This is a genomic window from Paenibacillus sp. F024 (assembly GCF_057814255.1).
The window spans coordinates 104,946-129,674 of record NZ_JBVASZ010000007.1 but is presented as its reverse complement, the minus strand read 5'-3'; the positions used below and the strand labels follow the sequence as shown (position 1 = coordinate 129,674).

The 24,729-nt window shown below is 47.7% G+C and carries 20 protein-coding genes and 1 riboswitch; of the genes, 5 read left to right on the top strand and 15 right to left on the bottom strand.

Annotation, left to right across the window (positions count from 1 at the left end; all coding sequences use genetic code 11):
• Positions 1-2 precede the first annotated feature (2 nt).
• Both hxlA and ACZYR9_RS09980 read right to left on the bottom strand, forming a co-directional pair.
• Entirely contained in the window at positions 3-638 is a 636-nt protein-coding gene (gene hxlA, locus ACZYR9_RS09985; RefSeq protein WP_488978325.1) for a 3-hexulose-6-phosphate synthase, read from the bottom strand.
• A gap of 158 nt (positions 639-796) precedes the next feature.
• Positions 797-1,057, bottom strand: a complete 261-nt coding sequence (locus ACZYR9_RS09980) for a metal-sensitive transcriptional regulator (RefSeq protein ID WP_488978324.1) — start codon at positions 1,055-1,057, stop codon at positions 797-799.
• Positions 1,058-1,217: 160 nt separating this feature from the next.
• Here ACZYR9_RS09980 and ACZYR9_RS09975 point away from each other — a divergent pair, with 160 nt between their 5' ends.
• The 3 genes from ACZYR9_RS09975 to ACZYR9_RS09965 are packed head-to-tail and all read left to right on the top strand — an operon-like array spanning position 1,218 to position 5,011.
• Positions 1,218-2,756 (top strand): spore germination protein, encoded by a 1,539-nt coding sequence (locus ACZYR9_RS09975; RefSeq protein ID WP_488978323.1) that lies wholly within the window; start codon positions 1,218-1,220, stop codon positions 2,754-2,756.
• Complete coding sequence (locus tag ACZYR9_RS09970; protein WP_488978322.1) at positions 2,753-3,856, top strand: Ger(x)C family spore germination protein; 1,104 nt, start codon at positions 2,753-2,755, stop codon at positions 3,854-3,856. Before ACZYR9_RS09975 ends, ACZYR9_RS09970 begins: the two co-directional genes overlap by 4 nt.
• A gap of 33 nt (positions 3,857-3,889) precedes the next feature.
• Complete coding sequence (locus ACZYR9_RS09965; RefSeq protein WP_488978321.1) at positions 3,890-5,011, top strand: GerAB/ArcD/ProY family transporter; 1,122 nt, start codon at positions 3,890-3,892, stop codon at positions 5,009-5,011.
• Here ACZYR9_RS09965 and ACZYR9_RS09960 read toward each other — a convergent pair.
• Positions 4,986-5,312, bottom strand: coding sequence for a YnfA family protein (locus ACZYR9_RS09960; RefSeq protein ID WP_488978320.1), 327 nt, complete (start codon positions 5,310-5,312; stop codon positions 4,986-4,988). The two genes, ACZYR9_RS09965 and ACZYR9_RS09960, sit on opposite strands and share 26 nt — an antisense overlap.
• Before the next feature lie 237 nt (positions 5,313-5,549).
• Between ACZYR9_RS09960 and ACZYR9_RS09955 the strand changes: the two genes are divergently transcribed.
• A complete protein-coding gene (locus ACZYR9_RS09955) occupies positions 5,550-5,849 on the top strand; it encodes a putative quinol monooxygenase (RefSeq protein ID WP_488978319.1) in 300 nt (99 codons plus the stop codon).
• A 56-nt stretch (positions 5,850-5,905) separates the two neighbouring features.
• Here the strand turns inward: ACZYR9_RS09955 and ACZYR9_RS09950 are convergent, their stop codons facing one another.
• From ACZYR9_RS09950 to ACZYR9_RS09900, 11 genes are all read right to left on the bottom strand, one after another.
• Positions 5,906-7,591, bottom strand: coding sequence for a glycerol-3-phosphate dehydrogenase/oxidase (locus ACZYR9_RS09950; RefSeq protein ID WP_488978318.1), 1,686 nt, complete (start codon positions 7,589-7,591; stop codon positions 5,906-5,908).
• Between the two features lie 36 nt (positions 7,592-7,627).
• On the bottom strand, positions 7,628-10,114 hold the full coding sequence (locus tag ACZYR9_RS09945; RefSeq protein WP_488978317.1) for a glycoside hydrolase family 31 protein: 2,487 nt from the start codon (positions 10,112-10,114) through the stop codon (positions 7,628-7,630).
• Positions 10,115-10,328: 214 nt separating this feature from the next.
• On the bottom strand, positions 10,329-11,819 hold the full coding sequence (gene glpK, locus ACZYR9_RS09940; protein ID WP_488978316.1) for a glycerol kinase GlpK: 1,491 nt from the start codon (positions 11,817-11,819) through the stop codon (positions 10,329-10,331).
• Positions 11,820-11,942: 123 nt separating this feature from the next.
• Positions 11,943-12,764 carry a carbohydrate ABC transporter permease gene (locus ACZYR9_RS09935; RefSeq protein WP_488978315.1) on the bottom strand — a complete coding sequence of 274 codons (822 nt, stop codon included), beginning with the start codon at positions 12,762-12,764 and terminating at the stop codon, positions 11,943-11,945.
• A 1-nt stretch (position 12,765) separates the two neighbouring features.
• Positions 12,766-13,662, bottom strand: coding sequence for a carbohydrate ABC transporter permease (locus ACZYR9_RS09930; protein ID WP_488978314.1), 897 nt, complete (start codon positions 13,660-13,662; stop codon positions 12,766-12,768).
• 68 nt (positions 13,663-13,730) lie between these two features.
• Complete coding sequence (locus ACZYR9_RS09925; RefSeq protein WP_488978388.1) at positions 13,731-14,963, bottom strand: ABC transporter substrate-binding protein; 1,233 nt, start codon at positions 14,961-14,963, stop codon at positions 13,731-13,733.
• A 120-nt stretch (positions 14,964-15,083) separates the two neighbouring features.
• On the bottom strand, positions 15,084-15,947 hold the full coding sequence (locus tag ACZYR9_RS09920) for an AraC family transcriptional regulator (protein ID WP_488978313.1): 864 nt from the start codon (positions 15,945-15,947) through the stop codon (positions 15,084-15,086).
• 308 nt (positions 15,948-16,255) lie between these two features.
• A complete protein-coding gene (locus tag ACZYR9_RS09915) occupies positions 16,256-18,226 on the bottom strand; it encodes a methyl-accepting chemotaxis protein (protein ID WP_488978312.1) in 1,971 nt (656 codons plus the stop codon).
• A 147-nt stretch (positions 18,227-18,373) separates the two neighbouring features.
• Positions 18,374-18,465: riboswitch (cyclic di-GMP riboswitch) on the bottom strand.
• Positions 18,466-18,799: 334 nt separating this feature from the next.
• Positions 18,800-19,984: an iron-containing alcohol dehydrogenase gene (locus ACZYR9_RS09910; protein ID WP_488978311.1), complete on the bottom strand. Its 1,185-nt coding sequence runs from the start codon at positions 19,982-19,984 to the stop codon at positions 18,800-18,802.
• A gap of 29 nt (positions 19,985-20,013) precedes the next feature.
• Complete coding sequence (gene ahlS / locus ACZYR9_RS09905; protein ID WP_488978310.1) at positions 20,014-20,862, bottom strand: AhlS family quorum-quenching N-acyl homoserine lactonase; 849 nt, start codon at positions 20,860-20,862, stop codon at positions 20,014-20,016.
• 149 nt (positions 20,863-21,011) lie between these two features.
• On the bottom strand, positions 21,012-21,245 hold the full coding sequence (locus ACZYR9_RS09900; RefSeq protein WP_488978309.1) for an aldehyde dehydrogenase family protein: 234 nt from the start codon (positions 21,243-21,245) through the stop codon (positions 21,012-21,014).
• A gap of 398 nt (positions 21,246-21,643) precedes the next feature.
• Here ACZYR9_RS09900 and ACZYR9_RS09895 point away from each other — a divergent pair, with 398 nt between their 5' ends.
• Positions 21,644-23,332: a sigma-54 interaction domain-containing protein gene (locus ACZYR9_RS09895; protein ID WP_488978308.1), complete on the top strand. Its 1,689-nt coding sequence runs from the start codon at positions 21,644-21,646 to the stop codon at positions 23,330-23,332.
• Here ACZYR9_RS09895 and rpoN read toward each other — a convergent pair.
• Positions 23,325-24,641: an RNA polymerase factor sigma-54 gene (gene rpoN, locus ACZYR9_RS09890; RefSeq protein ID WP_488978307.1), complete on the bottom strand. Its 1,317-nt coding sequence runs from the start codon at positions 24,639-24,641 to the stop codon at positions 23,325-23,327. The genes ACZYR9_RS09895 and rpoN overlap by 8 nt on opposite strands.
• Positions 24,642-24,729 lie beyond the last annotated feature (88 nt).

Sequence of the window (24,729 nt, the reverse complement as noted above, 5' to 3'; positions counted from 1 at the left end):
GCTTAGGCGCCTTGCTGAATTAATTTTTGCATTTGAGCGGCCGCCGCTTTTTTATCTTCCTGACCGGTAATGCCCCCGCCTACAATAACCAGGTCAGGCTGTGCTTTAATGACTTCCGGCAACGTGCTGAGCTTGATACCGCCTGCAATCGCCGTTTTCGCGTTTTTAACCACACTTTTAATTTTCTTCAGGTCCTCAAACGAGTTTTGTCCGACGGCTTGAAGATCGTAGCCTGTGTGTACGCAAATGTAGTCTACGCCCATGGCGTCGAGCTCTTTCGCGCGTCCTTCGATATCTTTAATGCCGATCATGTCGACCAGGATTTGTTTGTTTTGCTTTTTGGCTTCTTCCACCGCACCCTTAATGCTCATATCCTCAGCCGCCGCAAGCACCGTAACGATATCCGCCCCTGCTTCGGATGCCTTCATGACTTCATATCCGGCAGCATCCATAATTTTCAGGTCGGCCAATACGGTTAAGGAAGGGAAGGCTTCTTTGATCTCCTTTACCGCTCTTAACCCTTCATTAATCACAACCGGCGTGCCGATTTCTACAATATCGATATGATCCTGCACTTCGGCCACCAGCTGTTTCGCTCCCGGAATGTCGACAAGGTCCAACGCTAATTGAAGCTTCATGAATGAATCGCTCCTTATCCATAGTGTTGTTCATTCGTATTATGGAGGATTCGTGCGAAGCTATTCCGATTGTTCAATGGGAATTTTACCTTGCCTGCAAACGGCAGCAAAAAAGCATCCTCAAGGCGAGGTGCTTTACTTTATGCCGCCGTATTCAACTACCTGCTCTTGATCAACAATTCCACAGCCTCTTGAACCAGCTTGCCGGTATCCTTGCCGGATTCCATCTCTTCGTGAATGCATTTTTCCAGATTGACCGCAACAATGTAAGCCATCGCTTTATCTACCGCACTGCGTACGGCCGATAATTGACTGACGACATCCTTGCAGTTTTTCTCTTCCTCTATCATCTTCAATATGCCGCGTACCTGCCCTTCCACCCGGCGCAGGCGTCTTTTGATATCCTCATCATAATTCATAAACGTCATCCCCTCATACCTATATAGGAACATTATACCCGAACCGGGAGGAGCTCGTCACAAATAAATCCATGGACTCTGCCTTTAAGCATACATAAATCGATGCCAAAATCATCATTCTATAGATAATCATTGGTATCTTTAACTTGGGAGTGAGAGAATGATGTTTTTCAAAAAATGGCTCCAAAAAAATAAGCATCTAACGCAAAAGGCGGCAAACCTCCCGAGTATGGACGACTTGTTGGCTAAAGCCAAAAGGTCAAGCGATTTTAGACAATATTCACTCACGAACGAAGAAGGATATTTTATTATTTCTTATTACAGTACGCTAGTGGATCCTCAAAAGCTGCAGGAGCATGTGCTGAAAGTATTCAAAGAACAAGCGTTGGGAAAAAGCGGTATACATCACATTGAGGATATTATGCAGATCATTCCCATTGAAGGCATCGGGATTACAGACAATATAGAAGACATGGAATCCAAGCTGCTTAAAGGATACGCGCTTTTGCAGCTAAAAGAACAGGACCGCCAATGTGCATTAATTCATTTGTCTAAAGAAAAAGCCGGAATTCGTGATCAAAATGAAGCTGAAAATGAGTTCAGTGTCGTAGGGCCCAAGATTGGGTTTGTTGAAAATATAGATATCAATATTCATCTGCTTCGACAGCAAATCAACACTCCCGATCTCATTATTGAAGAAATCCGGATAGGCTCCATGTCTCATACTAAAGTCGTCATCGCTTATATCGAGGGCCTTACGAATTTGCATCATATTCATGCGATGAAACAACGATTGAAGCATATTGATTTTGATGTCATTTTTGATTCCTCCCAGCTCCATCAATTAATATCCGATAGTACACTGACCCCATTTCCACTGTTTCTATCCACGGAACGTGTGGACAGGGCGGTCTATACGCTGATTAACGGACAAGTCGCTGTCTTAAGCAACGGATCGCCATATGCCATCACAGGCCCTTCCACACTGCTTGATTTTTTCGTTTCTCCCGAGGATTACTATCTGCCTTGGATGATCGGTACTTTCTTTCGGTTAATCCGTATTTTTGGCGTTCTTTTCTCCATTTTTGCAACGTCTGTCTACATCGCGGTTTTGACTTATCATTACGAGATGGTTCCGCAGGTGCTGCTCAATCCCTTGATTTTTTCGCGCCATAACGTCCCTTTTCCGCCGCTGCTGGAAGTTCTTTTTTTGGAATTTACCATTGAGCTTTTACGTGAAGCCGGCGCACGGCTGCCGACAAAGGTCGGACAAACGCTGGGTATCGTAGGCGGTATTGTGATCGGGCAGGCCTCCGTGGAAGCGGCGCTTACCAGCAATGTGCTGCTCATTATCGTAGCGTTATCCGCTCTGGCCTCCTTTACGACGCCTATTTTTAAAATGTCGAATACCATCCGCTTTTTACGGTTTCCCTTAATTATTCTGTCGGCGATATGGGGCGGTTTCGGCATTGCTTTGGGGGTCGGTTTTTTAATTGTTCATGTGACACGGCTGAAATCCCTGGACACACCCTACACCGTTCCGCTATACCCGTTTCGACATACCGATTTTGCAGATAGCTTTGTTCGTTCTTCTTATCGGCTCACTTCCAAAAGACCAAGCTATTTACGCCCTCAATCCATCTGGAGATATCAGCCGCATTATCGGAAAGCAGAAATAAACAGCGAGTTTGATGAGTGATTCAGAAAGGACTTATGGCGAGAATGAATCTTCGTTTCTTCTTCATGATGAGCATGATGCTTCTCCTGACCGGATGCAGCAACCCAAAAATCATTGATAAGATTCAGATTTTCCAAACCATTGGCTATGACATGCAGCATGACAAAATCAAAGGGACGCTGATTTATCCTACATTCGCGGAAAAAGGAAAAACTCAATTAAATATTTTGGAGACCGAATCCGATTCGTATGATGACATTCTTCCGAGATTAGATACCAAATCTACATTTCCAATCGAAGTGGGCCAATTGCGCATGGTGTTATTCGGCAAAGCATTTGCGAAGCACGGGATCGACGCGGTTGTACATAATCTGACCAGGGATCCGGATATAGGAAGCCGTATGCATCTGGGTGTTGCCGAGAATAGAGCAGACTCCATCATGCTGGCAAGCAAAAATATAAAAATGCCGTTTCATTTAAGCAATAAAATTAATCACAATATAAAACTCGGAAATTTGCCGAAAATGAACCTGCATGTGTTTTTGGAAAATTATTATGGCGAAGGCAGGGACCCTTATTTACCTTATTTCATTAAAGAGCTGGGGGAAGTGAAAATTGATGGGCTGGCCTTATTCAGAAAAGGAACGTATGTCCACCATATTGATATCAGGCAGTCTTTCCTCTTAAAGATTTTAGTCGATGGTATCAAAAATGGCCGGTACAAAATTGATATTAAAGAAAACGATAAAAAAGGCTTTATTTTATTGGAAAATTTGAATGCCAAAACAAGTATAAGCATTCAGCAAATCGAGCCTATTCCGAATATTTCCATCGGCATTAAAATGAAGCTGCAAATCAAAGACGCTCCGCCATGGATGGATTTGACCGATAACAACACCATCCTCACATTGGAAAAGATGCTGGATAAGCATTTTACTCAGGAAGTGCAAAAATTAATTTCATTATTTCAAAAACACAGGGTGGATCCGATTGGACTCGGAGATATGGTAAGAGCCAAGACCAAAAATTGGAACTACAAACAGTTTAGAGAGATCTACCCTCAAGTAAAAACCAATGTAAGTACGCAATTTGACATCATTCAATCCGGGGTATGGGATTAAGTTAAAGGACTGCAAGATTCGAGGAGGACTAAGGTGAAGGCATCAGTCAATGAACGGTTTTTGGTATCTCCTTATTTTGTTTTCTTCCTGCTGCATTCCAGTCAAGTGGGCGTGGGCATTTTGACCTTTCAACGCGATATTATCCAGGCCGCCGGTTATGATGCATGGATTTCGATCATCTTAAGCGGATTAAGCATTCATGTCTTGGTTTGGATGATGTACCGCATTCTGAGAACGTCTAATCAGGATGTGTTTTACATCAATCAATGGTGCTTTGGCAAAGGGGTTGGCCGGTTGCTCAACAGTGTTATTATTCTTTACTTTCTGTTGACAGCCTTAATCGTACTCCGTTCTTATGTTCAGGTAGTTCAAGTCTGGATGTTTCCGGTCATGAAAACATGGCAAGTGGATCTGATTTTACTGGTCCTCGTGTATTATATTGTTTCAAGCGGATTTCGCGTCATTACGGGGGTCTGTTTTTGGGGAGTCGTCATCCCGTTCATCCTAATATTCCCTCTATTTTTCTTCCCCTTGGAATTTGCGCGGATTACGAATTTGCTTCCCCTATTCAACCACTCGGTTAAAGAAATCGCAGCTTCATCCAAAACGATGCTGCTTCAGTTTCTCGGGTTTGAAGTGTTATTCATGGTCTACCCGTTTATTAAGCATCCTGAAAAATCAGAAAAATGGGCGCAAGGGGGAGTATTGTTTACTCTGATGCTCCACCTTATCTTGGCAGTAATTACCTTTTCTTATTTTAGTGAGGGGCATCTCAAGCATAACATCTGGCCGACCTTGACTTTAATCAAAATTGCTCAAATGCCCTTTATCGAAAGAGTCGAATATATCGTGGTTTCTTTATGGTGTCTGGTCATATTGCCTTATACCAGTTTAAGCTTATGGTCGGTCTGCCGCGGGGTCAGGAAATTAATACATGTGAAGAACCGAATCACGTTAAGCATCAGCTTGCTTATCGTCTTTTTGGGATCCCATCTCATAAAGGACTCCCGGATGATCATAGAATGGACTCAATTTTATACCCATGCCGGGTTCTATTTTGCTTATGTCTATATCCCCTTGGTCTTTGTTGCCGTTCATCTTAAACAAAAATGGATGCAGCGCAAACCGATCATTGACGGGGAGCCCACAGCATAATCGAAACGCCGATGACACAAACAAAGGCCCCGATCCAATCATAAAGGTCGGGTGTCTTCTTATCGATCCACCAGCCCCAAAGTACGGCAAGAACGACAAACACGCCGCCATAAGCGGCATAGACCCGGCCGAAGCTCGGAAAGCTTTGGAGCGTGGGGATGATACCGTAAGCAACGAGTACCATACTTCCCACAATACCGTACCAAAGCGGCTTGGACTCCCTTAGCCACAGCCAGACCAGATAACCGCCGCCGATTTCAGCCACTCCGGCGAGCACGAACAGCCAAATCGCGCTAATCAAATGACATCACTCCTATTTTTCAGAGAAACTTTAAAGACGGCTGCCTCCAGCCGATCTTTGTTTCCGCAGCCTTACGGCATGTTAAACATTATACATTACTTTTGCCCATGAATATTATACTTAGTTAAAATGGGTTACCGCTTAAAAAAACCCCCTTCAAATTGAATTTCTCCACTGTACTCAAAGGGGGATGATCAACTATACTAAAAAAATAACGGACAATACGGAGGGAATGCCATGATCGTGTTTACAGCCACTTTGAAAGCCAAGCCGGGAAAAGAACAAGAGCTGGAGGATGCCCTCGTTCAAATGGTGGCAGAAGTACAGAACGAAGAAGGCGCTTTGATTTATACTCTTCTGCGGGCAAAGGATGATCCGGGAACATTCACCTTTCTTGAGAAATACAAGGATCAAGCAGCGTTAGAGCATCATGACTCAACGCCCCACATGAAAGATCTGCGCGCAAAGCTTGAGCTGCTTTTGGCAGAAGAAATACAGATTACCCATTATGAAGAAGCTGCAGCTATACGCCGCTAGTATGAAACGGCATGAAAAAAATCCCGAACCACCAACATGGTGGAAACGGGATTTTTTTACGCCTGCTTTAAGGGTGTCTCTTCATCTATCGGAACGACAGCATCATGCAAATGCTTCTCCAGTTCTTCCGTGTATTGCCTTTGAAGCTCCCCGCTCCAGCCCAGCTTATGAGCCATATAGGCTATGACCGAAGCTCGATGCTGCTGTACCCAGGCGATATCAAATAACAAAGCGCCGGTACGTCTTATAAAGAAATCTACAGGCTTGACCGCCATTTCCTCTTCGATAGCGTACTCCAGCACGATGAACACATCCAGCGGCAGCTGAAAAGCTTCAGCCTGTTTTCCATTGAGGGATGCCAGCGTATACAATCGATCGATATTTGAGCCGTATCGGCTGACCAGCCGCTCCGACTGTTCCAGGGTAAAACCGACTGCCGTCCCTTCTCTGGCCTTTCTTTTGCAATACTCTGCAAAACGGTCCGCTCCCCCGACTTTCCCGCCGGAGATCGGCATGGTTTTGGTGCTGCTGGAAGGGAAAGCTCCGCCGTGCTCTTTATTGAACAAGTCAACGACCAGATCGACAACCATCTCCGCCATTTTCCGATATCCCGTTAATTTACCGCCTGCGATGGTAATTAAACCGGAGGGAGATTGCCACACTTCGTCTTTCCGCGATATTTCCGATGCGCTTTTTCCCTCCTCAAAGATTAAGGGACGAAGACCGGTCCAACTGGATTCGATATCCTTGACCGTCATATTCACGGACGGAAACATGTAGTTGATCGCATCAATAACATATTGACGGTCTTCTGAAGTCATCCGCGGATGCGCCTTATCCCCTTGATATACCGTATCCGTCGTTCCTACGTACGTTTTGCCATCACGTGGGATAGCAAAGATCATCCGGCCGTCCGGGGCGTCAAAATAAATAGCCTGCTTGAGCGGAAAGCGGCTCTGGTCTATGACCAAATGAATGCCTTTGGTTAGCTGAAGATGCTTTTTATCTTTGGAGCGGTCCTTCTCCCGAAGGGTATCCACCCACGGTCCCGCGGCATTCACAATCTTTTTGGCGTAGATCTCGACGATGCCGCCGCCAATGCGGTCCTTCACTTGAACACCGGATACTTTGCCGTCGGTATAGAGGAAGCCAACAACCTCCGAATAATTGACAGCCGAGGCCCCCCGGTGAATCGCTTCCTTCAGTACCTCTATCGTCAGTCTTGCATCATCCGTTCGGTACTCCACGTAAACTCCGCTGCCTTTTAACCCTTCCCTTTTCACTAAGGGCTCCCGTTTCACGGTTTCCTCGACATTTAACATGGTACGACGCTCGCTTCTTTTTACGCCGGCCAAGTAATCATATACTCTTAAACCCAATGAAGTGCTGAATTTGCCAAACGTGCCCCCTTGATGCAGCGGCAGCAGCATCCATTCCGGGGTAGTCACATGAGGCCCGTTCTCATAAACGACCGCACGCTCTTTCCCAACCTCCGCCACCATCTTGACTTCCAGCTGTTTGAGGTAGCGCAGGCCCCCGTGTACAAGCTTCGTCGACCGGCTCGAGGTGCCGGCGGCATAGTCCTGCATTTCAAAAAGCACGGTCTTCATCCCCCGGGTGACCGCATCCAAAGCGATTCCGGCCCCCGTAATGCCCCCGCCGATGACCAGCAGATCAAAGGTCTGATGGGCTAATTTTTTTAATAGCGCTTCTCTTTGCACGCCAGAAAACGAATTTTCCATGGCCGTATCTCCTCTATATGAATCCTTGCGGTGTAGTTATATCGAAATCAGATCTTTCACATCAAAATTAATAATCAAATCGTAATCTTCTTGCACATAGTCGTGCTTGATTCTAGCCGTTTTTTGTTCCATATCATAATACCAGCCTGCTGTGCTTGCTTCCCATTCTGCCGGGTCCAAAAACATCGGCAGCTTGTTCCCCTGCAAAATCACCTGTACCGGAGCAATCTCTTTACAAATGACATCGACAACCGCCTTTTTCAGTGACGGGACATACCGGCCTTCTTTGACAAAGGACATTTTGGTTTCTTTATCGTTGCGGATGCTGATGGTCGTTTTCAGATAATCACCGGTTTGATAGTTGTTCGTCTTGCCGTCATCCTCATAGTACACAAAGCTGGATTCCTCGGACGGTTCGACGAGGAGGTGAAGCTCTTCTACCGCATCCTTATGAATATTCCGGAGTCCGGGTGCCATCGGGATAATCGCTCCGCTTCGGATGAACATCGGAATGGAATCCAGTGAAACCTTTTGTTCAATCGTCTGCCCTCCGCGATACCATGCTTTGGTGTACCAGTCAAACCAATCCGATCCTTCCGGCAAGTACACGCTTCTCTTTTCCGCACCCTTTTCAAGTACGTTGGCGACCAGCAGAGATCGGCCGAGCATGAAATCAAAGCTTTCTTCCCATACTCTAGCATCCTGCTGAAACTCATATACTAAAGGACGCATGATAGGAGATCCCTCGGTAGAAGCTTCAAATAACAGAGAGTAGAAGTAAGGCACCAGCTGATACCTAAGCTTAATCGCTTCCCGGATATACTTGGTGTAAGCCGGATACATCCAAGGCTCCGTTACGGTATTATCCGTGTTACAGGAGTGAATGGAAAACCGCGGCTGGAAGATTCCGTTCTGCACCCATCTTACGAACAGCTCCGGCTCCGGAGCCGGACCGTAAAAGCCGCCGATATCGCATCCTTGATTCGCAACGCCGGAAAGCCCCATGCCCAAAATAACCGGGATATTGAATTTCAGGCTTTTCCAGCTCGTGTTATTGTCTCCGGCCCAGGTCTGGGCATAACGCTGAATCCCTGCAAACCCCGCTCTATTCACAATATAAGGCCTCACATTGGGATCGGCCTCAGCGATCGCCTGCTTGGCCATTAATGCCATCAGGTTAGGCATAATCGGTCTTAATGCGCCGATTTCTTTTCCTGAGCCCTCATAATCACATTTCGCATCCAAATCATTAAGCTCGTATTCGTTATTATCGTTCCAGATCGAAGTGATTCCTAGAGAAATATAAGAATCCTTCAGATGCTTCTTCCAAAGCTCCCTGGCTTTCGGATTCGTAAAGTCAACGAAGGAGGCCGCTCCTCCCCAATACCGGTCGACCTCAGGCTGATCGCCCTGCTCGTCTTTGATATAGGCACCGGATTCGGCAAATTCGGCATAGAAAGGATGAGTTTTGAGCATACCCGGTTTAATGTTAGGCGCCAGGAGAGCCCCTTTGTCCTCCATTTGCTCCACAAAGCTCTTCGGATCGCGGAATCGGTCAAGGTTCCAGTTAAACACATACCGCTTCCCGTCTTGTCCGGTAGTATATCCTGAGGACAAGAAGAACCCGTCGCAAGGAATCCCTTCCTGCTCGCATTTATCCAAAAATTTCAAAACAGCCTTATCCGAATCTTTTTCCAATTCGGTGTAATACATTGTCGAGCCCATATACCCTAGAGACGCTTTGGTAGGCAATATCGTCTTGCCCGTCAAATCGGTATAGTTTCGGATGACATCCTTCATTTCCGGGCCAAGGATGAAGAAGACATCCAGCTCTCCCCCATCCGCGCAGAAGTAGGAGTATTTATTCCAATAGCCGCTGCGTTCGTTGCCCATGTCAAATACCGAATCATAGGAGTTGTGATAGAAGAGCCCCGAAGCGACTTTGCTTTTGCCGTTGAATTTAATATAAAAAGGAATATGCTTGTATAATGGGTCCGTGAGCTCCGAATCGTATCCGAGCGTATCCACATTGTGCATCCGCATTCTTCGTTTGTTTTTGTTTAAATATCCCGATTTTTCCCCAAAGCCGTAGAAATAATCGTCATCATCCATGCACGAATAATGATAAAGTCGGCCCAAGCTGTCCTTGACGTAGCTTTTTTCTTTCAAATCCGAATGCAGCACCTGACCGTTCAGGTCCGTAATCTCAATGGCGAACGGTTCTTTATATACATGCACCTTCAATTTGGACGTCGATAACAGCAAGTGTGTGCCAAGATCCTCATAAGGGACAGGAAGGGCCGCTACCCGGATTCTCTCATCCAGCAGATGATCCATTTTGTCTTCCCACGCGGTCATGGCCAGCGCATACGAAGCTTCCTCCGCAAACTGCTCGTTAAAAGTACAGCGGATTCTTACGATTTCATCGTTTAGAAGCACGACTCTGTACTTGGCTGCATTGGTTTTAAGCTCCAGAAAGTTAGTGCCGGAGGTTATATTCATAATTTTATGGCTTATTTTCATGACAACATCTGCCCTTCTTCCTGATGGTAATAATGACAATAGCTCCGGTATAACAACAATATTTATCAAAAATATATGCTGCCTTGATAAAGCTTGTAATATAAAATTCCGCTTCTAATAGGATTCTTACTTATATGATACCATCTATAATTTACATTGCTTTACCATTATTGCTGCATATTTTACCGATCTTGTCTGATTTCAGATCGTTCATCTACTTAAAAGCTCTGGCCGCCTGAACCGCTTTTTTCCATCCCCCATACAGCTCATCTCTTTCCGATTTATTCATCGCCGAGAGGAACGTACGATCCATGCTCCATTGGGATTGAATTTCCGACTGGTCCTTCCAATACCCGATCGCCAATCCCGCTAAATAAGCCGCCCCTAAGGCTGTCGTTTCGCTGACGACCGGACGGTCTACCGGCACACCCAGCATGTCGCTTTGAAACTGCATCAGAAAATTATTTTTGACCGCTCCGCCGTCTACGCGCAACGCTTTTAACGAAAGCCCCGAGTCTCCCTCCATGGCCGCCAGCACATCCTTGGTTTGGTATGCCAAAGCCTCCAGCGTAGCACGAATAAAGTGCGCTTTGGTTGTCCCCCGGGTGAGTCCAAAGACCGCCCCCCGTACGTCGCTATCCCAATAAGGAGTCCCTAATCCTACAAAGGCTGGTACCACATATACCCCGTCGGCCGATCCTGCGGTCAGGGCCAACTCTTCGCTCTCCCCAGCATCGGAGATCATACGCAGTCCATCCCTTAACCACTGAATGGCTGAGCCCGCTACGAAGATACTGCCTTCCAAAGCGTACTGAATTTTCCCGTCTATCCCCCAAGCGATCGTTGTCAGCAAACCATGCTCGGAGGACACCGCTTTTTCCCCGGTATTCATCAGCATAAAGCAGCCGGTGCCATAAGTGTTTTTCGCCATTCCCTCTTCAAAGCAGGCTTGACCGAAAAGCGCCGCCTGCTGATCCCCTGCAGCCCCCGCAATCGGGATGGCCTGTCCCGAAAACAGATCATCCGCCGTATAACCGTAGAGGCAAGAGGAAGGCTTGACCTCCGGCAGCATGGCGCGAGGAATGTTCAGCACGTGGAGCAGCTCGTCATCCCAGGTTAATTCGTGGATATTGTAGAGCATCGTTCGGGAAGCGTTCGAATAATCCGTAACATGGACGCTCCCCCCCGTAAGCTTCCATATCAGCCAGGAATCGATCGTACCAAACAGAAGCTCTCCTTGTTCCGCCCGTTGTCTTGCGTCCGGGGTTCGATTCAAGATCCATGCCAGCTTTGTACCGGAGAAATACGGATCGATCAGCAGCCCCGTTTTGCTCCGGACCGTTTCTTCCAGCCCCGCTGCATGCAGCTGCTCACAGATGTCCGCCGTTTGCCGGGACTGCCACACGATCGCGTGATACACCGGCTTGCCTGTATATTTGTCCCAAACCACCGTTGTTTCACGTTGATTGGTGATGCCGATGGCTGAAATTTGATTCGCTTGAATTCCCGATTGGGTCAAGCATAAGGAGATGACCGACCGGATCGATTCCCAGATTTCCTCCGCATCCTGCTCCACCCATCCCGGCTGGGGAAACATTTGGGTAATTTCCTGCTGAGCTGAATGAATGATTTCGCTTTTGCCGTTAAATAAGATCGCCCTGGAACTCGTAGTTCCTTGATCCAAAGATAAAATATAAGTTTCCATAAGGATTCCCCCATCGGTCTGACCCGCAACAGACGGTATTTACAAAAAATTCCCTTAAGTAACAGCACCTGCTTTAAGCCACTGTTACTTACAGGGAATCGGATGTATGTCGACAAACGTTTACTATTTCATACCCGAAGTAGCCATTCCTTTGACGAAGTGGCGCTGGAACACCATAAACACCGCTAAGACAGGAATCATCGTGATAATGGACATCGCCAGCAAGCTGCCCCAATCCACGTTGAACTCACCGATAAAGTTGGAAAGAGCCAATTGGATCGTATACAGGGACGGGTCGCTAATTCCGATCAACGGCCACAAGAAATCATCCCAACGCCACATGAAGGAGAAAATCGCCAGCACGGCTAATATAGGCTTGGCAATAGGAAGAATAATGCTCCAGTAAATTTTCCACTCTGAGGCTCCATCCATCCGGGCCGCTTCGAGCAGTTCATCCGGTACCGTCAGCAAATACTGCCGCATCAGGAAGACACCTGTCGGCGTAGCTGCCGGAGGGATAATAATACTAAGCAGACTGTTGTAAAGTCCCAGGTAGCTGATCACCTTAAAAATCGGAATCATGATGACTTCCAAAGGAATCATCAACGTCGAAATAAATCCGATCAACAGCACGGTGTCCCCTTTAAACCTGTACTTTGCCAGAGCAAACCCGGCCATCGAGTTAATGAGCAGCAGCAGTACGGTAGAGCTTACCGTAACAATCGCACTGTTTAAGAAATAAACACCGAAATTACCTTTCTCAAAAGCGTTGAAATAATGTTCAAAGGTTAATGGCTCAGGCCAGAACTTTGGCGGAAAGCTGTACAAATCCGGGGTTGTTTTTAAAGACGATAGCAAGACCCAGATCACCGGGAATATCCACAGGAGGCTGAGCACAAAAAGCAGTACATACACGATCCATTTGGCCGAAGACCTCATTTCCATGTTATACAGCGCCCCCTTTCGAAAGACGGAATTGCAAAATCGTAAACAGCGAAATAATCACGAACAGCACAACGGACATCGCACTGGCCACGCCCAATTCTTGTTTCATAAAGCCGACCTCGTAAATATATTGCACGATAAAGGTCGTCTCTTTTCCCGGACCGCCGCCCGTTAAAGCAAACATCAACGGGTAGGACTTAAACGCGTCAATCAGAGAGATCATAATCACGAGCAAGCTTGTCGGCTTGAGCAGCGGGAGCGTGATACTCCAGAAGGAGCGGAGCTTGGAAGCTCCATCCAGATGAGCCGCCTCATAATAATCACCGGGAATGGCTTGCAAGCCGGCCATAAAGATGACCATAAAGAAACCAAGACGCGACCAGACGGTAGCAATGATCACAGATAAATTCGCATAAAACGGAGAAGACAAAAACGGTATCGTATCCGCCCCAAACAGGCTAAGAACATAGTTAAGAACACCCAAATCGCCAAAAATCCATTTCCAGGTTAAACCCACAATAATAAACGAGATCATCGTCGGCCAGTAGAAGATGGCCCGGAATATCCCTTTGGCACGAATTTCCTGAATCAGGAGTATGGCCACGGCTAAAGACAAACAGTAAATCAGCGGAACCACTATGGCGGCGTACAATGCCGTTTTGCCGAGCGCCGACCAGAACTCCGCATTCGTAAATACGTTCACGTAATTCTCAAACCCTACAAATTCCATAGGATTTAAGCCGTCGTACTCATTAAATGAATAAATAAAACCCATGATGGTTGGGACAATAATAAAAATGCTAAAAATCAAGAAATTCGGAAGAACAAATAAATAGGGAGCAAATTGAAATTTTTTCTTCCGTTTAACCGGCTTCAACACCGCCGTTCCTTCAGCCATCACTCTTCCCCCTTCACTTCAGGAAATAAAGGGCTGCCGCCAATGTTCAGCAGCAGCCTTACGATTCATTATTTCTTGTCATCAGCAATGGCTTTATCAATGGCTTTCGCCGTTTTATCCATTGCTTCTTGTGCCGTCGTTTTACCGGCGATGACTTCCACCAGATTGTTCTTCAAATCATTGCTGAATTTAGGAACAATCGTTTGCTTGGACCAATCTTCCGCTGCTGCTGCACTCGTGTTGTTCAATTCATCGGAGAAAACCTCGAACATTTCCTTACCGAAAGCATAGTCAAGCTTGGCGCTATCTTTGCGCGGACTCATGAACAAGGACTCTTGGTTGTACTTCGAATTCACTTCTTTAGTCGACAAGTATTGAATGAAATCAGCGGCTTCCTTTTCAACCTTCGAACCGTTGAAGGCCATTACGAATTTACCGCCCGGTACGGAAGAACGCTGTTTTGCTTTAGGCATGTACGTTACGCCCCACTCAAAATTGGTAATATCTTTATAGTTGCTGATCATCCAGTTACCGGCCAAGTGTGCCGCAACGGTACCGGAACGGAACAGGTTATTCGGATTTTCTCCGCCAAACCATACCGATGTCGGCATCGTACCGTCCGTATGAAGCTTCTTGAAATATTCAGCCGCTTGGACACCTGCTTCATTGTTGATGGTCGCCTTCGTACCATCGGAGCTGATCATGCTGCCGCCAAACTGGTACAGAAGAGTCGACCAGCGGTGAGGCGTAAAATCCCATACCAAGCCGTATTTGGCTCCGCCTTTTTCCATAACCTGCTTCAAAGCCGCCTGGAATTCATCCCAAGTCCAAACATTATCCGGAGAAGTCGGCACTTTCACTCCGGCTTTATCAAACAAGGTTTTGTTATAGATCAAGCCGTTGGCCGTTACGTCCATCGGAGCGGCTACAACCTTATTGTCCACAACATAGTATGGCTTAATGGAATCGATGAACTGCTCTGTAAATTTGTCAGCGCCGCCCACATAACTGCTGAGATCCAAAGCCTGTTTGGAAAACGCGCCGATTTCCGTTGTACTGATCCGCGCCAGCGCCGGTGGTTGGCCGCCGGTAATCATCGTTTTCAGCTTTGTTGCCAAATCCTTGTAAGCAATTTCGATCAGATTGATCTTCACATTCGGATTTTTTGCCTCATAATCTTTAATAATGCCCTTCATGATTTCGCCTTCTTTACCATCGGAAAACCATACAAAGTCAAGTGATACAGCTTTGCCGCTTTCAGCGCCTCCTGCATCGTCTTTTTTTGCACAAGCCATGGACATTAAGGCCAGAAGAACAAACACCATCAAAATCGATATGATTTTAAAGTTTTTCTTCAATTGTGACATCTCCCTATCTTTTTAAACTGATGATTTTATGAACAGCATGGAATGCGGTGAAACCTAAGTTGTTGAAATCAGCTTCCTGAAATTTTGAGGCGATACCCCTGCGTATTGTTTGAACGACCGGCTAAAATGGACGGAGGTATTAAAGCCCAGCTTCTCCGATATTTCGCTGACGGGTTCATCGGTGGTGCGCAATAATTTCTTGGCCTCTTCAATCCGTTTGCTTATCAAATAATTATTGATGGTGTAGCCTGTCACTTCTTTAAAGCAGTGACACATATAGTACTTATTTAAGTGAAGCGCTGCGGAAAGATCAGCAAGATTGATGCTTTGCGTGAAATTTTGATTAATATACTGCAAGATCCGTCGCACATTGGCCTGACTTTGCGATTGCTGCTGTGACGGCAGCATTTCGATCAAGTGCTTGGACTTGCGGTAAATTTTGATCAGCAATTGAGTCAATAACGTCCTCAAAACGACCTCGTGGCCAAACAATTCTCTTTCATTTTCCTGGTAAATCGACCGATAAACGCTTTCAATTTCCGAACGCTCTTCCACATTCCAGCGAATCAATAAGCCGCTTGGAGCGTTAAACAACGACAGCAGCTTTTCATACATCGGTTCAGGCACATGCCCTTGCAGGAACGCTTCGGTAAAATTCACATAGCTGCGCAGGTAAGGAACATCCTTCTGAGGATTGACCCGGTGTATCGTACCCCCATTAAACAGCAGCATATCTCCCGGCAAAAGCTCGTATATATCTTCCCCAATCACATAATTGGCATTCCCGCGAATAAAATAATAGATTTCAAAGCCTTCGTGAGTATGCACAGGCCAGTTATACTGCCAATCATCTGCATCCGCACGGACATAAATCCCGTTTCTTTTGAGTGCAAGATTGGTGGGAGTATGAATCATCAATGCCGTGAACCCCCCTTTCCGGATAGCAAGATGTGCAGAACCAGGATTTTATTCGACAAATTTCGAACGCTTACATTTGAATATTAACACACATTCGACTATATCATATAACGGATATTGCTGTTAATTTAAACAGAGTTGCTGAAAATATGTTGAGCGTTTTCATTCTTTTTAGCTTTTTAGCCTCACGGGCACGCAGCTTCCCTTCCCCCTAGCCTAAACGAAAAAAAGCCAGGTCAGACCGCAGCACGGTTCACCAACCTGGCTTTTTCTAATACCCTTCTGCTTGGTACAATACCCTGCAGAAACTAAACTTTGAATTTCTCAATCAAGGATTGCAAATCCTCCGCCATCTTCGTTAAGGCATTGGCCGAGGAAGTGATTTCCTGCATAGAGGCAAGCTGTTCTTCCGTGATCCCCGCCACCTGCTGGATATTGTCCGCTGTTTTTTCCGAGACCTCCGTCACGATATCCATAGCGGAAACAACTTTAGCCGTACTTTCGGAAATGCCTTGGGATAGCTCTGAGGTTTCGCTGATTTGCTCCACTACCTCAGCTACCGATACGGATATTTCTTCAAAGGAAGCACCCGCCACGTTAACCGCTTTGACTCCCTCTTGAACCTCTTGCGTCACCGATTGCATGTTCCGGATCGTGGTATCCGTATCCTGCCGGATATCCGTAATCAAATGGGCTATTTGGTTGGCGGACTCCGCAGATTGCTCAGCCAATTTTCGGATCTCCTGAGATACAACGGCAAAGCCCCTGCCGTGCTCCCCTGCTCTGGCCGCTTCTATTGCCGCATTAAGCGCGAGCAGATTCGTTTGCTTGGAAATCCCTGTAATGACATCAATGATCTTTACGATTTCAGAGGATCGCTCTCCGAGGCCCTGAATGACTTGAGCCAAATGATTAACGCCCGCACCAATCGATTGCATTTGGTCAACGGCCCGCTGAATCGCATCATTGCCTTCCGCCGCCCTATCCTTGGCATGCATCGCCGACAAGGACATCTTGGCTGCATTGCCGGATATCCGTTCTACCTGGCTTTCCATTTCGTTCATGGCTTGTCGGGTTCCTTCGGTGCTCCTTACCTGCTGATCGGTCCCGACAGCGGCTTCCTGCATTTTTACGGCAATTTGCTCGCTTGCCTCGGCGCTGACTTCCGAGCTGGATGAGAGCTGCTCGGCGGAAGCCGATAGCTGGATCGCATTTTCGCTTACCTGGTACAAAATCGAACGTAAAGAGCTCGACATTTCGTTAAAGCTCTTTCCTAATTGACCTAATTCATCGTCCCGGGAAACCATGATTTGTTCCGTCAGGTCTCCCTCGCTGATTTTTTGGGAAACATAATTGATTTGCTGCAACGGCTTGATAATGGATTTAAGGATCCAATAAAGCAGCAACCCGCCTAGGATAAACGAGACGAGCAGGACAAACAAGGTATTCTTTAAAATAGGCGCCGCTTCGTTGGAGACCTCTTGCTGAAACATCGTGCCGGCGATTTTCCAGCCGGTCTCGGGATTGGTCACAAAAGCCATCTTCTTGGCATCATTTTCGTACATATACGAAAAATATCCTGATTCCGCTTCGTACAGCTTGGAGTTAATTGCATCGCCGCTAAGATCGGTACCCGGCTCAACGGTCGGATGAACCATCATTTTGCTATCCTTGTCCAGAATATAGACATACCCTTCCTTACCGATCTTCACACTGCGGGTAATTTCGGCAAGCTTTTCAATACTCACATTGATCGCGGATACCCCAAGACCGTCTTTGTTGGCCTGAGCAACGGTGACAACCAGCTGATTCGACGACCTCGATATGTAGGGTGAAGTGATAACAGCCTGACCCTTATTCGCCATGGCCTGCTGATACCACGGTCTTTTCCTCGGATCGTAATCCGGGGGGTTCTTAAACGAATCGGGAGCATTCATGAACAGTCCCGTTTCTGTTCCTACATAAACCTGCTCGATTTCCGGATGGACCGCTTTATAAGCTTCCAATTGTTTGCGTACTTGGGGGTCGCCTCCGATATTTCCTCCATCCAGCGACGTCATGCCGGCCACCTCCAGGTTTTGCGCCAGCCCTGCCACATCCTGTTTCTTGGATACAATAAATTCGTTGAACACATCGTTTAACAGCTGGACATTGGTCTGCGCGGCAAGGATCATTTGTTGGTCCACTCTATCTTTCGCCGTAAAATAGGAACCCAATGCGATAGCGAAGGTCGGAAGGACAAGGACCAAAATAAACGAAAAGATTAATCTGTTTTTCACCGAGGACAAGGACCTCTTGCTTATCCTCAGCTTATTGCTTTGAAACCGGGTAAATGGCCATACAGTACGTTTCATCATCCTATCTCCTCTCACTGCATTAAAAAAAGCACTTTCTCGAAAAGTGCTTGGCGACGCCCTCAGCGCTTATTCGGTAACCCGGCTGCCATAGAACAAAGATTTCGTTCCTTAGACCCGCGGCTTTGCGCCCTCATCTTTCAATGAGTATGCCTTTATCGCTTTTCTATCCTTTTTAAGATATGCCCCCTACATTCGTTGGAACGCGGCTAAAATAATCAAGAATACCTCCATCACCTTTTTTTTGCATTAAATCGCAACACTGTCTCATTTAGAAACAATATATCCTCATTATATAAAGAGATATCTTGGCAATCAATGGCTTTCATGTTTTATTTTTGAACATTTTATTCATTTTTCTTCATAGATTCCATCGATTCTGACAAATCCAAGAAATCAAAAATGGCTGCCCTTCGGGCAGCCATTTCAATTTATTCCAACTCTATGTTCTTAGCCATCTTTACAATTAGCGTTTTCAAAGCATCCGAAAGCAGCCCGCTAACGGCCTGCCTCAACGATCACGCCGTCAAAAGCGGCCCGGTAGATTTTCCGGATATCTTCTTTCTCCAACGGCAGAGGACTGCGGGCCAGCAGGCGTTTTTGCTTTGCTCCGTCCTCCGTCAAGCTGTCGAGCGCGCTTTCCGGGATATTAAACCCGCTCAATGTGTTCGGGATACCCACATCCTTGACCAAGCGCTCCAGCTCCTCCACGCAGCGATAAGACGCTTCTTCCTCGGACAGATATGCGGAGTTTCCTCCCAGAGCGTTCAAGATATCGGCCATTCGTTTGGTGCAGCTTTTGCGGATATATCCCATCACGTACGGCAGCAGGACGGCATTCGATTCCCCGTGGGCGATATGGAATTGACCGCCGATCGGATACGCCAGCGCATGTACTCCCGCTACCCCGGCATTGAAGAATGCAAGCCCCGCCAGATAGCTTCCGTTGCTCATATCAACCCGGGACTGCTTATCCTTGCCGTCGGCAACCGCTTTCCGGAGTGAGCGGCTGATTAAACGAATCGCCTGCAGGGCCAGGCCATCCGTAGTCGGATTGGCATTCACCGAAACGTAGGCTTCGACGGCGTGCGTGAGCGCATCCACTCCCGTTGCCGCTGTAACCCTTGGAGGAACCGTAACCGTAAGCTCCGGATCTACGATGGCCGCATCAGCCAGCAGGTTATCGTGAGCGACCACATCTTTAGTGCTTTCCAGGGAAAGGACGGAGATATTAGTTACTTCCGAGCCTGTACCGGAGGTGGTGGGAATCAGGATCTTAGGCAGCCCTTTTTTCTCCACCTTCCTCGTCCCGGTCAAATTCAAATAATCGGCCACGGGTCCTTCATGCGCGGATAATACGGCGGCCAGCTTGGCCAAATCCATCGCACTGCCTCCGCCCATACCGATCACCATGTCAAATTTGCCATCCTTCGTGTAGGCCACCAGCTTTTCGCCGACCTCCAATGGCGGTTCAGGCACGGTATCCGCATACACCTCGACTTCATACCCCTTGGCTTTTAACGGGGCAAGAACGCGTTCCACTAATCCGATTTGCACCAGAACGGAGTCGGTCACAAGGAGAATTCGGGAAGGATGAACTTTCTCCACCTCCGGGAGAAGCTGGGCTATAGCTCCCCATCCTGTATAACTAAGCTGTGTAAATACCAGTCTGGCATGTTCCATGGGTTACTTCCTCCTTTACCTCTCTTGCCTCATTCGTAATAGCCTTCTGTCGATTTGCGGAATTTTGCAAACTGAGCGGCGTCATGGCCGAACCAAACCTGCGATCCGGTTTCTTGGGCAAGACGCCGTATTTTTTCCACCGATTGGCTGTAGCCCAGAGAGTCATAAATTATTCCCGGCGGTTTGATCGGCGGACCGTAGCTTTCCGCCGTATAAATCGCGTCGGAGGCAAGGATGATGCCGCCCGTATCCGGCATTTGCACATGCAAGCCCAGCATACCCCAGGCATGGCCGCTTCCCAGATTAATTACGCGAATCCCTTCGGCCAAGGCCAGGTTATCTTCATTGCGCTTCACGGTACGCCACTGCAAATTATTTTTGATCCATGCGTCAATATCCGCCCAGACGTAAGCGCCTCCCTTTTGGTTGCGGGCATACGTTTGAAGCGTGCCGTTGAACTCGTCTTCATGAACAACAATCGTAGCATTCGTGAACATTTCCAGGCATCCCGCATGATCGAGATGCAGATGGGACGCTACCACGAATTTGATATCCTCCGGTCTGACCTTCAACTGCTCCAGGCGGTTATGCAAATAGCATTCTTCGCTTGCCTGCCAGGGAAACGCCTTTTGCGTAGACTCCGCCCAACGCCCGGATGGTCCCATGGAGTTCGGATTGCAGGCCGTATCAAACAAAATCTTGCCTTCGGGATGATCGATCAGAACGGTATAAATCGGAAATTCCACAAATTCCGCCGGCGCGTTCGGATTATCGATGGTTGCCGGGTTATGCATGGCGATCATCCAGTTTTTGTCCATTCTCATACGGCCGTTGTCCATCACATAAAGCTTCGGTTGCGGTTTAATAATATTTGCCATAGGTAATCCCCCTTAGAGTTGTGTTTTGATCGTGACAAATTTCAGCTCCGTCATTTCCTGCCCCGCATCATTTGATCCCTTCGCGTCCATAGCCGCTTTCCTTCATTCGCGGATCCGCGATTCAATCCGATCCGCTTCCCTGCTGTTGATCATCGCGCAGAGATAGGTATCCTCATCCAAGAATCCCCAACCTTCAATGGCTTGGTTCTCCCGATAAAGCGCTTGCTAAATTCAGAATAAATGCTCTCATGGACAAAAATGCGCTGCAGTGATATGCAGACCTGTCCGGCGAATGCAAAAGCCTCTTCCACACACCTTGGGACAATTTTATCCAACGGGGCGTCGGGCTCTACGATAAGCGCCGTATTGGACCCGGGCTCCATCGCGGTCCTTCGCAGACCCGCTTTCGATGTAATCAGCCTGCCTCCGAGCTTCCGGTGGAGGTAATTTTCTTCACCCGTTCATCGCTGCTTGCTTTCCGTCATAAGGAGCATATAAAGGGTAAGTTCTTTCTATCAATGGCAAGTTTGTTACTAGAACCAAAGCTCTTTTGTTACCGCTGCCATTTTCCTTATCCTCCTTTCCGATTGTTCGATAAATATAATAAGCAAAAATCGTGCCAATGTAAAAACCGCAGTAAAATAACCTTTTCCGTTATCTACCTGTCCGCTTTGGTGAAAATTTTCACCAATCGAGCAGGAATCTGCCTGCAAGCGTCGAATTTCATTTGGTGAAAGTTTTCACCGGCCTATGAAAAAATTCACCAGGAGGAGTTCTTTCCATGGACCATCGTCTGATTTCACCCGATATGTCGGAATATATTTTTAACTCCATGCATAATGGATTGATCGTCGTCGACCGGGACAGCAAAGTCATGATGCTCAACCCCTCGGCACAAAGGATGCTGCAAATCGAAGGAATCGCGTGGAAAGGCATGCCGATCAAATCATTGCTGCCCAATTCCAAAATGCATTACGTTCTTGAAAGCGGCATCAGCTCAATCGGTGAAAAAATGACCATTGCAGGCCGTGTATGCATGGTCAACCGCACCCCCTTGTACCGTGAAGGCGAAATGATCGGAGCAATCAGCGTCATTCAGGATATTTCCGAAATGGAGCAATCCCGCAATTTATTAAAACAAATGGAAATGGTGATTGAATTCTCCACCGACGGCATCTATGTCGTAAACACGGAGGGAATCACGTTATTGGTGAATTCGGCCTACGAAGAAATTACGGGCTTCCGCCGGGAGGAGCTCGTAGGCCGTCATATGGTGGAGCTGACCAAAGAAGGCTACTTTGATCAGTCGGTCTCCCTGCTCGTGCTTGAGCAGAAAAAACGGATTTCCGTCATCCAGAAAATCGGGGGCAAAAAAGATGTGATCGCTACCGGAACTCCCGTATTCAACGATTCGGGCGTGATCGAAATGGTCGTTACCAGCGTAAGGGATATTACCCAGCTGAACGAGTTGAAGCAGGAGCTGAACAAGGCCAGAAGCTTCTCGCAAATTCATCAGCACCGGTACGCCCTGGAATTCGACGGGAAAGAGCAGGCCATCGTGTTCCGCAGCTCAAAAATGGAGCGGATTTATGAGCAAATCCATCATGTGGCGCCCTTCCCCACCAGCATTCTGTTATCCGGCCCATCCGGCGCGGGCAAAGAGGTCATCGCCAACCTCATCCATCATTTGAGCAACCGTAAAGATAAACCTTTTATCAAGGTCAATTGCGCGGCCATCCCCGAGCTGCTGTTGGAATCAGAGCTTTTCGGATACGAGGCGGGGGCATTCACCGGTGCGAACCGGGAAGGGAGAATCGGCTTGCTGGAGCTGGCTGATCAAGGGACCATCATGTTTGATGAGATCGGTGAAATGCCCTTGTCTCTTCAGGTCAAGCTGCTGCGGGTTTTGCAGGAAAAACAAGTACAGAGGGTCGGAGGCACCAAGCCAAGAAATCTCGATATCCGGATTATCTCCGCCACCAACCGCGATCTCCGGGAACAGATCAAAGAAGGCAAGTTTCGGGAGGATCTCTATTACCGGCTGCAGGTGGTGGAAATCCGCATCCCTTCCCTTGCCGAACGGCCTGAGGATATTGAAGTGCTGGTTGATCACTACTTTTCCTTTTACTGCAGATCGTTTCGCATTGACAAACAGCTGTCTGAAAAGACCAAGCACATATTAAACGCCTATCATTGGCCCGGCAACGTTCGGGAGATGCGCAACTTGATCGAAAATATGATCGTCTCCATCCCTTCCACCGTCATTGAGCCGCATCATCTGCCGCAGCATATCTATGATGCCGCCCTTCCCTGGTCCCACGGCACCCTGAAGCAGCGGGTAGAGGAATTCGAGAAACGGATGATCCAGGAGGCCCTGGAAAAGCATAATTCGCTTAGAAAAGCCGCGGCCATACTTGGCGTCGATCACTCCACGCTGGTGAAGAAGCTTAAAAGGTGGCAGCTCAATTAACTTTGCGATATCTGGAGGAAACGATGTTCATTTCCTCCCTGTATTTCATGACCGTTCTGCGGGAAACCTGCAGTCCCTGTTCGGCCAGCCTGTCGGCAATGTTCTGGTCGGACAAGGGACAGTCCTTGCGTTCCTGTTCAATCAAGCGGGCAATCTTCACTTTAATGCTTGCAGCCGACATCAGCGTGCCGTCGCTTTTCACCAGGCCGTTCGTAAAGAAAAACTTTAACGCAAAGGTCCCGCGGGGCGTATCGATATATTTGTGCGTTACCGCTCTGCTGACGGTCGACTCATGAAGCTCCACCTTTTGGGCAATCGTTCTTAAGGTCATGGGCTTCAAGGCGTCGATGCCCGCCTCCAAAAAATCAATCTGCTCTTCCACGATAGCTTCAATCACCCGCTGAAGCGTCAGCCTCCGCTGCTCCAAGCTGCGAATCAGCCATCGCGCCGGTTGGATGTACTGCCTCAGAAACGCTCTTGCCTCTTGATTGTAACCGCTGTCATGATCGTTTTGCCTATATAACGGATGAAGATCAACTCGGGGCAGATTCGCTTCATTCATCATCGTCACATAGATACCGTTTCTCTTGATAACGGTTGCGTCCGGTTCGATATACCCCTTCGATTCGTGATGGTAAGCAGACCCCGGTCGGGGCTGAAGCGAACGAATATAAGCCAGCGAGGCTTCTACTTGTTCTATGGGAATGCCCAGGCTCTCTGCGATGCGCCGAAGCTTGCCTTCCGCCAGTTCTTTCAAATAATCGCTGACGAGCACCGCTGCCCAAGGATTCGCATGGGGATCTCTATCGATCTGAATGGCCAAACATTCCTGCAGCGTTCGCGCTCCTACCCCGGGGGGTTCTAAAGACTGCACCCATGCCAGAGCCCTCTGCATGCTCTCCAGGGGCTCACGAAGCTGACGACCGGCTTCCTCCAGCGGAATGCTCAACCACCCGGCCTCATTCAGATTGCCGACCAGGAACGCGGCGAGCCGATAGTCCTTCGGTGGAATACTGTTCATTCGGAGCTGGCTGAGCAGCATCGATTCCAAGGATTCCTGCCGCGGATCCGCCAGCTCAAGAAGCATATTTTCTTTACTTTGATCCTTCCCCTTGAGTCCGGGTTCTTTCCGTCTGTAGGAGTCAAAGCCATGGGCAACCTCAAGAAAAGGATTCTCTAACGCTTGTTCTTCCAAATAATTCAGCAGATCCGCCGAAGACATCTGCAATACATTCATCGACTGAAGCATTTGCTGCGTCATGTGAAGGCGGATTTGCTGCTGTTGGCTTAAGGATGGCTGAAGCTGCATCGCGTCCTCCCCCTTTGCTAAGCATCCTGTGGTGTTTCTTTATTATTGTATTATCTTATGCTGTGGGATGACAACATCCTTTACTCCC

What these genes read in the sequence shown, in the direction of transcription:
- hxlA (WP_488978325.1), bottom strand. Translation starts at nt 638, where the DNA reads ATGAAGCTTCAATTAGCGTTGGACCTTGTCGACATTCCGGGAGCGAAA.
- ACZYR9_RS09980 (WP_488978324.1), bottom strand. Translation starts at nt 1,057, where the DNA reads ATGAATTATGATGAGGATATCAAAAGACGCCTGCGCCGGGTGGAAGGG.
- ACZYR9_RS09975 (WP_488978323.1), top strand. Translation starts at nt 1,218, where the DNA reads ATGATGTTTTTCAAAAAATGGCTCCAAAAAAATAAGCATCTAACGCAA.
- ACZYR9_RS09955 (WP_488978319.1), top strand. Translation starts at nt 5,550, where the DNA reads ATGATCGTGTTTACAGCCACTTTGAAAGCCAAGCCGGGAAAAGAACAA.
- ACZYR9_RS09950 (WP_488978318.1), bottom strand. Translation starts at nt 7,591, where the DNA reads ATGGAAAATTCGTTTTCTGGCGTGCAAAGAGAAGCGCTATTAAAAAAA.
- ACZYR9_RS09945 (WP_488978317.1), bottom strand. Translation starts at nt 10,114, where the DNA reads ATGAAAATAAGCCATAAAATTATGAATATAACCTCCGGCACTAACTTT.
- glpK (WP_488978316.1), bottom strand. Translation starts at nt 11,819, where the DNA reads ATGGAAACTTATATTTTATCTTTGGATCAAGGAACTACGAGTTCCAGG.
- ACZYR9_RS09935 (WP_488978315.1), bottom strand. Translation starts at nt 12,764, where the DNA reads ATGGAAATGAGGTCTTCGGCCAAATGGATCGTGTATGTACTGCTTTTT.
- ACZYR9_RS09930 (WP_488978314.1), bottom strand. Translation starts at nt 13,662, where the DNA reads ATGGCTGAAGGAACGGCGGTGTTGAAGCCGGTTAAACGGAAGAAAAAA.
- ACZYR9_RS09925 (WP_488978388.1), bottom strand. Translation starts at nt 14,963, where the DNA reads ATGTCCATGGCTTGTGCAAAAAAAGACGATGCAGGAGGCGCTGAAAGC.
- ACZYR9_RS09910 (WP_488978311.1), bottom strand. Translation starts at nt 19,984, where the DNA reads ATGGAACATGCCAGACTGGTATTTACACAGCTTAGTTATACAGGATGG.
- ahlS (WP_488978310.1), bottom strand. Translation starts at nt 20,862, where the DNA reads ATGGCAAATATTATTAAACCGCAACCGAAGCTTTATGTGATGGACAAC.
- ACZYR9_RS09900 (WP_488978309.1), bottom strand. Translation starts at nt 21,245, where the DNA reads ATGGAGCCCGGGTCCAATACGGCGCTTATCGTAGAGCCCGACGCCCCG.
- ACZYR9_RS09895 (WP_488978308.1), top strand. Translation starts at nt 21,644, where the DNA reads ATGGACCATCGTCTGATTTCACCCGATATGTCGGAATATATTTTTAAC.
- rpoN (WP_488978307.1), bottom strand. Translation starts at nt 24,641, where the DNA reads ATGCAGCTTCAGCCATCCTTAAGCCAACAGCAGCAAATCCGCCTTCAC.